Origin of the sequence: Borrelia turcica IST7 (assembly GCF_003606285.1) — a bacterium.
Lineage (GTDB): Bacteria > Spirochaetota > Spirochaetia > Borreliales > Borreliaceae > Borrelia > Borrelia turcica.
This window is the reverse complement of record NZ_CP028889.1, coordinates 24,704-35,234: the sequence shown is the minus strand read 5'-3', so window position 1 is coordinate 35,234 and position 10,531 is coordinate 24,704. Positions and strand designations below refer to the sequence as shown.

Sequence of the window (10,531 nt, the reverse complement as noted above, 5' to 3'; positions counted from 1 at the left end):
ATTTAAAAATGAAATAGTACAAAAAGACTAGTGTTGTCTCTGCTGCACCAACAACAGCCTTTAACCACCAGCACTGCCTTTATTGGCAAAAAGTGTTATTGCATCGCTTGCAGTTGCCTTTGCCTGTCTTAGCGTTTGGTAGTACTAGGTCTGTACCCTCACTACCAACAACAGCCGTAATGTCTGCGTCTTCAGCACCTGTAGCACTATCAACGTAGCTTTTAGTAGTTGTAGCCTCTGCTTTCTTTGTGTCTTCTTTTACTATATCAGTTTTCTTAGAGGATCCGTCACTTTTTATCTTTGCTATGCTTTCTTGTATCTTCTTTATGTCTTTCTCAACTCCACTCTTTATTGCATACATTAGTGCTCCTAACAGTTTGTTTACTGCTCCTGCAAAGATATCAAAAGTTATAAGCACTACTTGCTCCTTTATTTTAAGTATAGTCCACTTTTATCGTCTTCACAAAAAAAAAGAGACCTTTTTGGTCTCTTTTCACTTGTGGTCTTGATCAGCTTTTAGCAGTTGTAGCCTCTGCTTTCTTTGTGTCTTCTTTTACTATATCAGTTTTCTTAGAGGATCCGTCACTTTTTATCTTTGCTATGCTTTCTTGTATCTTCTTTATGTCTTTCTCAACTCCACTCTTTATTGCATACATTAGTGCTCCTAACAGTTTGTTTACTGCTGCACTTGCTGCTCCGCCTATTGCTTCAGTGGCTTTAGCAGCCTCAGCCTTAGCCCCGAATTTACCTGTTTTAGTTATGGCTCTAAGTGCTACTGCTCCTGCAAAGATATCGTCTGATAGTTCTGTGACACCATCACTACCAACAACAGCCGTAATGTCGTCGTCATCAGCCTTACTTGCACCATCATTCGCAGTAGCAGCATACCCGCCTGCTAGGGCTACTGCTTTGGTTGTAGCATCATCTGCTATTGCCTTTAGCATTCCCTCTCCTGTTGCCTTTGCTACTATAGTAGCTGCTGCTTTTCCTGCTGCTGCAGTGGGTACAGCATTTCCAGCAGTGCCTTTATTGGCAAACAGTGTTATCGCATCGCCTGCAGTTGCCTGCTTTGCTGTTGCTACGACAGCGCTTTTGGCTGTGCCTGTCTTAGCGTCTGGTAGTACTAGGTCAATTATTGTCTTGATTGCCCCTGCTACTGCTTTTGCCTCTCCTTTGATTTTATCTTTAGCAGCTGCCAAAGGCCCATCTCCAGCAGCACTAGGGGCTATAGTATCGTCAGCAGCACCAATCTCAGTAGTGATTGCCTTAAGCGCTGCTGCGATTTTTGTCATCTTTTCACTTGTGGTCTTGATGGCTTCAGTGGTTGCACCATCCGGCGCTTTGAGCGATGTTAACTCCTTGTTCGTTTTTTCTAGTGTATTTTGTGTTTTCGTAATTGTATCTGCTACGTCCTTCTTTTTTGTTGCGTTATTTATTTTGCCTAGTCCCACCATCTCGCCTAGCATTTCTCCAAACGAAGCCATTGCCTTTGCAAAGTTATTACCTAGATCTATTAGTGCTTGTATAAACTTACCCGCCTTGGTGTCTGGTAGTACTAGGTCACTTCCATCCGCCGCCGTCTCGGCTCCACAGCTGCATAGCAGTAGTATCAGCACCAGTAGGCTATTTTTTATTTGTTTTAGTTTTATCATTAGTCCCTCTCCTGTTTCTAAGATATTGTACATTATATCTCTCTTTTCTTTTTTTTCAACTTTATTGCATACAAATGCATACAAAGACCACAAGTGAAAAGATGACAAAAATAGCCTTAATGTCTGCTGCTATTTTTGTCATCTTTTCACTTGTGGTCTTGATGGCTAAAATCACGAAAGAGGCAAAGAAAAGAGCAAGGTAGTCACAACAGCAAGACTAGCAGGCGGGTATGCTACTAATGATGCTGATGGTGTTAAGAATACTGCTGACGCAGACATTACGGCTGTTGTTGGTGATACTGGTGTGACAGAACTATCAGACGATGTCTTTGCAGCGGCAGTAGCACTTAGAGCCATAACTAAGACAGGTAAATTCGGGGCTAAGGGGGCTGCGCCTGCCCCTGCCACTGAAGCAATAGGCGGAGCAGCAAGTGGAGCAGTAAACAAACTGTTAGGAGCACTAATGTATGCAATAAAGAGTGGAGTTGAGAAAGACATAAAGAAGATACAAGAAAGCATAGCAAAGATAAAAAGTGACGGATCCTCTAAGAAAACTGATATAGTAAAAGAAGACACAAAGAAAGCAGAGGCTACAACTGCTAAAAGCTATGGTGCAAGTGCTAATAATGACAAAGACATTAAGGCTATTGTTGGTAAGACTACAGAGAAAAACCTAGCAGATGATGTCTTTTCAGCGGCAGCCCTTAAGGCAATCACTGATAATATTGCAGGTGCTGACGCTGAAGAAGCTACTATAGCCCCTAGTGGTGCGGTAGATGGGCCTGATGCAACTGCTGCTAAAGATAAAATCAAAGAAGAGGCAGGTAAAATAGCAGGGGCAATCAAGGAAATCATCACCCTAGTGCTACCAGATGCTAAGCCAGGCACAGGCAAAAGCGAGGTCGTAAAAGCACCAAAGAAGGCAACAGCAGGCGATGCAATAACACTGTTTGCCACTGGTACTGGTGATCATACTAAAGCCACAGAGACAGCAGGAAACGCAGCAGCTACTATAGTAGCAAAGGCAACAGGAGAGGGAATGCTAAAGGCAATAGCAGATGATGCTACTGCTGAACCAACCAAAGCAGTAAGACTAGCAGGCGGGTATGCTGCTAAACAGGCTAGTGGTGCAACAAATGGTACTGATGATGACAACGACATTGAGGCTATTGTTGGTAATGAGGGTACAGACAAAAAACTAGAAGACGATATCTTTGCAGGGGCAGTAGCACTACAGCAGCGCTTAAGGCAATCACTACTGAGATTGGTGCTGCTGACGATACTATAGCCCCTAGTGGTGCGGTAGATGGGCCTTTGGCAGCTGCTAAAGATAAAATCAAAGAAGAGGCAGGTAAAATAGCAGGGGCAATCAAGGAAATCATCACCCTAGTGCTACCAGATGCTAAGCCAGGCACAGCCAAAAGCGCTGTCGTAGCAACAGCAAAGCAGGCAACTAAAGACGATGCGATAACACTGTTTGCCACTAGTACTGCTACTCATGCTAAAGCCACTGAGGCAGCAGGAAACAAGGCCGTAACTATAGTAGCAAAGGCAACAGGAGAGGGGATGCTAAAGGCAATAGCAGATGATACTACTGCAACAAAGGCAGTAGCCCTAGCAGGCGGGTATGCAGCTAATGGGGCTGATGGTGCAAGTGCTAATAATGACGCAGACATTACGGCTATTGTTGGTGGTACTAGTGTGACAGAACTATCAGACGATGTCTTTGCAGGAGCAGTAACCCTACAGGCAATCACTGCTGAGATTGGTACTGCTGACGATGCCATAGCCCCTAGTGCTGCTGGAGATGGGCCTGATGCAAATGCTGCTAAAGATAAAATCAAGAAAGAGGCAAAGGCAGTAGCTGAAGCAATCAAGGCAATAATTGACCTAGTGCTACCAAACGCTGCTAAAGGCAATAGCAGATGATGCTACAACCAAGGCAGTAGCCCTAGCAGGCGGGTATGCTGCTGGTGCAGCTGATGGTGTTAAGAGTACTGATGACAAAGACATTAAGGCTATTGTTGGTAGTACTACTGAGAAAGAACTAGAAGATGATATCTTTGCAGGAGCAGTAGCACTTAGAGCCATAACTAAGACAGGTAAATTCGGGGCTAAGGCTGAGGCTGCTAAAGCCACTGAAGCAATAGGCGGAGCAGCAAGTGGAGCAGTAAGGCCATCAAGACCACAAGTGAAAAGATGACAAAAATCGCAGTAGCGCTTAAGGCAATCACTACTGAGATTAGTGATGAAGCTACTATAGCCCCTAGTGGTGCGGTAGATGGGCCTTTGGCAGCTGCTAAAGATAAAATCAAAGAAGAGGCAGGTAAAATAGCAGGGGCAATCAAGGAAATCATCACCCTAGTGCTACCAGATGCTAAGCCAGGCAAAGCCAAAAGCGCGGTCGTAACAACAGCAAAGAAGGCAGCAGCAAGCGATGCGATAACACTGTTTGCCAATAAAGGCACTGCTGATGCTACTCATGCTAAAGCCACAGAGGCAGCAGGAAAAGCAGCAGCTACTATAGTAGCAAAGGCAACAGGAGAGGGGATGCTAAAGGCAATAGCAGATGATGCTACAACCAAAGCAGTAAGACTAGCAGGCGGGTATGCTGCTAAACAGGCTAGTGGTGCAACAGGTACTGATGACGACGACATTACGGCTGTTGTTGGTGAAACTGAGAAAGAACTAGAAGATGATATCTTTGCAGGAGCAGTAGCACTTAGAGCCATAACTAAGACAGGTAAATTCGGGGCTAAGGGGGCTGCTGCTGCGCCTGCCACTGAAGCAATAGGCGGAGCAGCAAGTGCAGCAGTAAACAAACTGTTAGGAGCACTAATGTATGCAATAAAGAGTGGAGTTGAGAAAGACATAAAGAAGATACAAGAAAGCATAGCAAAGATAAAAAGTGACGGATCCTCTAAGAAAACTGATATAGTAAAAGAAGACACAAAGAAAGCAGAGGCTACAACTGCTAAAAGCTATGGTGCAAGTGCTAATAATGACAAAGACATTAAGGCTATTGTTGGTAGTGGCGAGAATGCCAAAAAACTACCAAAAGCTAAGAAAGGCACAGCCAAGAGCACTGTCGTAACAACAGCAAAGCAGGCAGCAGCAAACGATGCAATAACACTGTTTGCCACAGGTACTACTCCTAATGCTGTACCCACTGCAGCAGCAGGAAACAAGGCAGCTGCTATAGTAGCAGAGGCTACAACAACTGCTAAAGGCAATAGCAGATGATGCTACAACAAAGGCAGTAGCCCTAGCAGGCGGGTATGCTACTAATGATGCTGATGGTGTAAGTGCTAATAATGACAAAGACATTAAGGCTATTGTTGGTAGTGGCGAGAATGAGAAAGAACTAGAAGATGATATCTTTGCAGCGTCAGTAGCACTTAGAGCCATAACTAAAACAGGTAAATTCGGGGCTAAGGGTGAGGCTGCTAAAGCTCCTGAATCAATAGGAGATAAATCCGCTCAAAGCGCCGGATGGTGCAACCACTGAAGCCATCAAGACCACAAGTGAAAAGATGACAAAAATCGCAGCAGCGCTTAAGGCAATCACTGCCAATATTACAGGTGGTGCTGCTGACGCTATAGCCCCTAGTGCTGCTGGAGCTGGGCCTGATGCAACTGATAAAGATACAATCACTGGAGAGGCAAAAGCAGTAGCAGGGGCAATCAAGACAATAATTGACCTAGTACTACCAAACGCTAAACTTGGCACAGCCAAGAGCACTGTCGTAACAGCAGCAAAGCAGGCTAAAGCAGGCGATGCGATAACACTGTTTGCCAATAAAGGCACTGCTGGAAATACTAAAGCCACTGCAGCAGCAGGAAACAAGGCCGTAACGATAGTAGCAAAGGCAACAGGAGAGGGGATGCTAAAGGCAATAGCAGATGATGCTACAACCAAAGCAGTAGCCCTAGCAGGCGGGTATGCAGCTACTGCGAATGATGGTGCAACAAATGGTACTGATGACGCAGACATTGAGGCTATTGTTGGTAGTAGTGATACAGACAAAAACCTAGAAGACGATATCTTTTCAGCGGCAGTAGCACTTAGAGCCATAACTAAAACAGGTAAATTCGGGGCTAAGGCTGAGGCTGATGCTAAAGCAATAGCAGGAGGAGCATGTTGTAACTAGATTATGGAAACCTGATAGTGCAATCACTGCTGAGATTAGTGGTGAAGAAGCTACTATAGCCCCTAGTGGTGCGGGAGATGGGCCTGGGGCAGCTGCTAAAGCTAAAATCACTGGAGAGGCAGGTAAAGTAGCAGGGGCAGTCAAGACAATAATTGACCTAGTACTACCAGACGCTAAGACAGGCACAGGCAAAAGCGAGGTCGTAAAAGCACCAAAGAAGGCAACAGCAGGCGACGCAATAACACTGTTTGCCACTGGTACTGGTGATCATACTAAAGCCACTGAGACAGCAGGAAACGCGGCAGCTGCTATAGTAGCAAAGGCAACAGGAGAGGGGATGCTAAAGGCAATAGCAGATGATGCTACTGCTGAACCAACCAAAGCAGTAAGACTAGCAGGCGGGTATGCTGCTGGTGCAGAGAATGGTGCAACAACTGTTGGTAATAATGACGCAGACATTACGGCTGTTGTTGGTGAAAATGACAAAAACCTAGAAGACGATATCTTTGCAGGAGCAGCAGCGCTTAAGGCAATCACTGCCAATATTACAGGCTATTGTTGGTAGTAAGAGTACGGACAAAGAACTAGCAGACTATATCTTTTCAGCAGCAGTGCTTAAGGCAATCACTGCCAATATTACAGGTGGTGCTGAAGAAGCTACTATAGCCCCTAGTGCTAATGCAGATGGGCCTGATGCAGCTGCTAAAGATACAATCACTGGAGAGGCAAAAGAAGTAGCAGGGGCAATCAAGACAATAATTGACCTAGTACTACCAAACGCTAAACTTGGTGAAGGCAACTGCAAGCGATGCAATAACACTGTTTGCCAATAAAGGCAGTGCTGGTGGCGCTAAAGCAGAAGCCACTGAGGCAGCAGGAAACAAGGCCGTAACGATAGTAGCAAAGGCAACAGGAGAGGGGATGCTAAAGGCAATAGCAGATGCTACTACTGCAACCAAAGGCAGTAAGACTAGCAGGCGGGTATGAAGCTAAACAGGCTGATGGTGTTAAGAGTGCTGAAGACAAAGACATTACGGCTGTTGTTGGTGCAGCAGAGACAACACTAGAAGACGATATCTTTGCAGGAGCAGTAAACAAACTGTTAGGAGCACTAATGTATGCAATAAAGAGTGGAGTTGAGAAAGACATAAAGAAGATACAAGAAAGCATAGCAAAGATAAAAAGTGACGGATCCTCTAAGAAAACTGATATAGTAAAAGAAGACACAAAGAAAGCAGAGGCTACAACTACTAAAAGCTACGTTGATAGTGCTACAGGTGCTGAAGACGCAGACATTAAGGCTATTGTTGGTAAGACTACAGAGAAAAACCTAGCAGATGATGTCTTTGCAGAAGCAGCCCTTAAGGCAATCACTACTGAGATTGGTACTGCTGACGATGCCATAGCCCCTAGTGCTGCTGGAGATGGGCCTGATGCAACTGCTAAAGATAAAATCAAAGGAGAGGCAGGTAAAGTAGCAGCGGCAATCAAGGAAATCATCAACCTAGTGCTACCAAACGCTGCTAAAAGCACAGGCAAAAGCGCTGTCGTAACAACACCAAAGAAGGCTAAAGCAGGCGACGCGATAACACTTTTTGCCAATAAAGGCAGTGCTGGAGATACTAAAGCCACTGAGACAGCAGGAAAAGCGGCAACTGCGATAGTAGCAAAGGCAACAGGAGAGGGAATGCTAAAGGCAATAGCAGATGATGCTACAACCAAAGCAGTAAGACTAGCAGGCGGGTATGAAGCTACTGCGAATGATGGTGCAAGTGCTAATGATGACGCAGACATTGAGGCTGTTGTTGGTGGTGATGGTGTCACAGAACTAGAAGACGATATCTTTGCAGGAGCAGTAGCACTTAGAGCCATAACTAAGACAGGTAAATTCGGGGCTAAGGCTGAGGCTGATGCTAAAGCAATAGCAGGAGGAGCATGTTGTAACTAGATTATGGAAACCTGATGGTGCAATCACTACTGAGATTGGTGCTGAAGAAGCTACTATAGCCCCTAGTGCTGCGGGAGATGGGCCTTTGGCAGATGATAAAGCTAAAATCAAAGAAGAGGCAGGTAAAATAGCAGGGGCAATCAAGACAATAATTGACCTAGTACTACCAAACGCTAAACTTGGTGAAGGCAACTGCAAGCGATGCAATAACACTGTTTGCCAATAAAGGCACTGGTGGTAAAGCAGAAGCCACAGAGGCAGCAGGAAACGCAGCAGCTACTATAGTAGCAAAGGCAACAGGAGAGGGAATGCTAAAGGCAATAGCAGATGATGCTACTGCTGAACCAACCAAAGCAGTAAGACTAGCAGGCGGGTATGCTGCTGGTGCAGAGAATGGTGCAACAAGTGCTGCTGACGCAGACATTACGGCTGTTGTTGGTAGTGATGGTGTCACAGAACTATCAGACGATATCTTTGCAGGAGCAGTAGCACTTAGAGCCATAACTAAAACAGGTAAATTCGGGGCTAAGGGGGCTGCTGATGCTCAAGCAGCAATAGGCGGAGCAGCAAGTGCAGCAGTAAACAAACTGTTAGGAGCACTAATGTATGCAATAAAGAGTGGAGTTGAGAAAGACATAAAGAAGATACAAGAAAGCATAGCAAAGATAAAAAGTGACGGATCCTCTAAGAAAACTGATATAGTAAAAGAAGACACAAAGAATGCTATTACTGAATCAACCAAGGCAGTAAGACTAGCAGACGATGGGGCTGATGGTGTAAGTAATGCTGATGACAAAGACATTGAGGCTATTGTTGGTAAGACTACAGAGAAAAACCTAGCAGATGATGTCTTTGCAGAAGCAGCGCTTAAGGCAATCACTGATAATATTGCAGGTGCTGACGCTGCTATAGCCCCTAGTGCTGATGCAGATGGGCCTACTGCTGCAGATGATAAAGATAAAATCAAAGGAGAGGCAGGTAAAATAGCAGGGGCAATCAAGACAATAATTGACCTAGTACTACCAGACGCTAAGCTTGGTGAAGGCACTAGCGAGGTCGTAAAAGCACCAAAGAAGGCAGCAGCAAGCGATGCGATAACACTGTTTGCTACTAGTGCTACTGGTGCTAATACTCAAGCCACAGAGACAGCAGGAAACGCAGCAGCTACTATAGTAGCAAAGGCAACAGGAGAGGGGATGCTAAAGGCAATAGCAGATGCTACTACTGCACCAGCCAAGGCAGTAGCCCTAGCAGGCGGGTATGCTGCTACTGTGGTTAATGGTGCAAGCGCTGCTGACGCAGACATTACGGCTGTTGTTGGTAGTGATGGTGCCACAACACTATCAGACGATGTCTTTGCAGTGGCAGCAGCGCTTAAGGCAATCACTGCCAATATTACAGGTGGTGCTGAAGAAGCTACTATAGCCCCTAGTGCTGCTGGAGCTGGGCCTGCCAACTGCTAAAGATACAATCAAAGGAGAGGCAAAAGCAGTAGCAGGGGCAATCAAGACAATAATTGACCTAGTACTACCAAACGCTAAACTTGGTGAAGGCAAGAGCGCTGTAGTAGCAACAGCAAAGCAGGCAACTGCAGGCGACGCGATAACACTTTTTGCCAATGCTGGTAGTACTGGTGATCATGCTAAAGCCACTGCAGCAGCAGGAAAAGCAGCAGCTACTATAGTAGCAAAGGCAACAGGAGAGGGGATGCTAAAGGCAATAGCAGATGATGCTACTACAACCAAGGCAACAACCCTAGCAGGCGGGTATGCTGCTACTGCGAATGATGGTGCAAGTAAGGCTGATGACGACGACATTAAGGCTATTGTTGGTAGTAGTGATACTGACAAAGACCTAGAAGACGATATCTTTTCAGCGGCAGTAGCACTTAGAGCCATAACTAAAACAGGTAAATTCGGGGCTGCTGCGCCTGCCCCTGAAGCAATAGGCGCAGCGCTTAAGGCAATCACTGCTGAGATTGGTGCTGCTGAAGCTACTATAGCCCCTAGTGCTGCTGGAGATGGGCCTACTGATGCAACTGATAAAGATAAAATCACTGGAGAGGCAAAAGCAGTAGCAGGGGCAGTCAAGACAATAATCGACTTAGTACTACCAAACGCCACTCTTGGTGTAGCAGGCAACTGCTAATGATGCCAAACACTGTTTGCTTATGATTCCGAAGAATAATCAACTAAAAAACCTAAACCCAGATTAAATCAAAATAAAATCTCAAATTACTTCATAAAGTAGTCAAAATCCCCTAAATAAAACATCAATTATAAAACGAAAAAAGAAAGATTTAATAAATTTGACTCATTAGTATACAAAACTAAACATGCATTATCCCTATAAAATAAAAAGAAGTAATATTACTTAAAACTGACGAATAAAAATAAATACTGAGATATCAACAAGACACCTAAGAAAAGAAATTAACAGAAAAAATAATCCCAAAAGGGTAGATCAATGCTCAATTTTTTACAATATTCCTCTCTTAATAATGATTCCTAAAACAAAGTCTTGACAAAATATTCAATCAATTATGATATCTTATTTTATTTTAAAATTTAACCTTTCCTTATCAATGAAAAAACTTAACTATTAATCTCAAATAAACTTGTAACAAAGAATCAATAAAAATTAACCTTCCCAAAATGGAGAGGAGGGAAAGTTAATAATGTACTAAAAAACAACTATATTTTTTTAGTACTCTTAAAATTAAAAGAAGGTGAATACAATTCACCTGCTAAAATTCACTTACCTTATTTAACATAAATTAT

Annotated in this window: 15 protein-coding genes; 13 read left to right on the top strand and 2 right to left on the bottom strand. The window is 44.3% G+C overall.

Annotated features, from left to right (window positions below; translation table 11 throughout):
- Positions 1 to 79 precede the first annotated feature (79 nt).
- Together DB313_RS05960 and DB313_RS05955 are read right to left on the bottom strand one after the other, a co-directional pair.
- Positions 80 to 418: a hypothetical protein gene (locus tag DB313_RS05960; protein WP_120104963.1), complete on the bottom strand. Its 339-nt coding sequence runs from the start codon at positions 416 to 418 to the stop codon at positions 80 to 82.
- Between the two features lie 91 nt (positions 419 to 509).
- Positions 510 to 1,652: a variable large family protein gene (locus tag DB313_RS05955; protein WP_161555041.1), complete on the bottom strand. Its 1,143-nt coding sequence runs from the start codon at positions 1,650 to 1,652 to the stop codon at positions 510 to 512.
- Between the two features lie 277 nt (positions 1,653 to 1,929).
- Between DB313_RS05955 and DB313_RS05950 the strand changes: the two genes are divergently transcribed.
- The 13 genes from DB313_RS05950 (at position 1,930) to DB313_RS05910 (ending at position 9,899) form a co-directional block, all read left to right on the top strand.
- Positions 1,930 to 2,940: a variable large family protein gene (locus DB313_RS05950; protein ID WP_120104961.1), complete on the top strand. Its 1,011-nt coding sequence runs from the start codon at positions 1,930 to 1,932 to the stop codon at positions 2,938 to 2,940.
- Positions 2,941 to 2,966: 26 nt separating this feature from the next.
- A complete protein-coding gene (locus DB313_RS05945; protein WP_120104960.1) occupies positions 2,967 to 3,581 on the top strand; it encodes a hypothetical protein in 615 nt (204 codons plus the stop codon).
- Positions 3,559 to 3,855: a variable large family protein gene (locus DB313_RS06645; protein ID WP_161555043.1), complete on the top strand. Its 297-nt coding sequence runs from the start codon at positions 3,559 to 3,561 to the stop codon at positions 3,853 to 3,855. Before DB313_RS05945 ends, DB313_RS06645 begins: the two co-directional genes overlap by 23 nt.
- Positions 3,831 to 4,895, top strand: a complete 1,065-nt coding sequence (locus DB313_RS05940; protein WP_420808998.1) for a variable large family protein — start codon at positions 3,831 to 3,833, stop codon at positions 4,893 to 4,895. Before DB313_RS06645 ends, DB313_RS05940 begins: the two co-directional genes overlap by 25 nt.
- Complete coding sequence (locus DB313_RS06640) at positions 4,873 to 5,160, top strand: variable large family protein (protein ID WP_161555042.1); 288 nt, start codon at positions 4,873 to 4,875, stop codon at positions 5,158 to 5,160. The genes DB313_RS05940 and DB313_RS06640 overlap by 23 nt, the downstream gene beginning before the upstream one ends.
- On the top strand, positions 5,123 to 5,803 hold the full coding sequence (locus DB313_RS05935) for a variable large family protein (RefSeq protein WP_420808997.1): 681 nt from the start codon (positions 5,123 to 5,125) through the stop codon (positions 5,801 to 5,803). The genes DB313_RS06640 and DB313_RS05935 overlap by 38 nt, the downstream gene beginning before the upstream one ends.
- Before the next feature lie 337 nt (positions 5,804 to 6,140).
- Positions 6,141 to 6,368, top strand: a complete 228-nt coding sequence (locus DB313_RS05930; RefSeq protein WP_120104957.1) for a hypothetical protein — start codon at positions 6,141 to 6,143, stop codon at positions 6,366 to 6,368.
- On the top strand, positions 6,310 to 6,636 hold the full coding sequence (locus tag DB313_RS05925) for a hypothetical protein (RefSeq protein WP_152031123.1): 327 nt from the start codon (positions 6,310 to 6,312) through the stop codon (positions 6,634 to 6,636). The genes DB313_RS05930 and DB313_RS05925 overlap by 59 nt, the downstream gene beginning before the upstream one ends.
- Positions 6,593 to 6,790, top strand: a complete 198-nt coding sequence (locus tag DB313_RS06390; RefSeq protein ID WP_152031122.1) for a hypothetical protein — start codon at positions 6,593 to 6,595, stop codon at positions 6,788 to 6,790. Before DB313_RS05925 ends, DB313_RS06390 begins: the two co-directional genes overlap by 44 nt.
- Complete coding sequence (locus tag DB313_RS05920) at positions 6,744 to 7,751, top strand: variable large family protein (protein ID WP_120104955.1); 1,008 nt, start codon at positions 6,744 to 6,746, stop codon at positions 7,749 to 7,751. The genes DB313_RS06390 and DB313_RS05920 overlap by 47 nt, the downstream gene beginning before the upstream one ends.
- Before the next feature lie 85 nt (positions 7,752 to 7,836).
- Entirely contained in the window at positions 7,837 to 7,977 is a 141-nt protein-coding gene (locus DB313_RS06485) for a hypothetical protein (protein ID WP_161555040.1), read from the top strand.
- On the top strand, positions 7,934 to 9,214 hold the full coding sequence (locus DB313_RS05915) for a variable large family protein (protein WP_161555039.1): 1,281 nt from the start codon (positions 7,934 to 7,936) through the stop codon (positions 9,212 to 9,214). The genes DB313_RS06485 and DB313_RS05915 overlap by 44 nt, the downstream gene beginning before the upstream one ends.
- A complete protein-coding gene (locus DB313_RS05910; protein WP_120104953.1) occupies positions 9,183 to 9,899 on the top strand; it encodes a variable large family protein in 717 nt (238 codons plus the stop codon). Before DB313_RS05915 ends, DB313_RS05910 begins: the two co-directional genes overlap by 32 nt.
- The last annotated feature ends 632 nt before the right edge of the window (positions 9,900 to 10,531 follow it).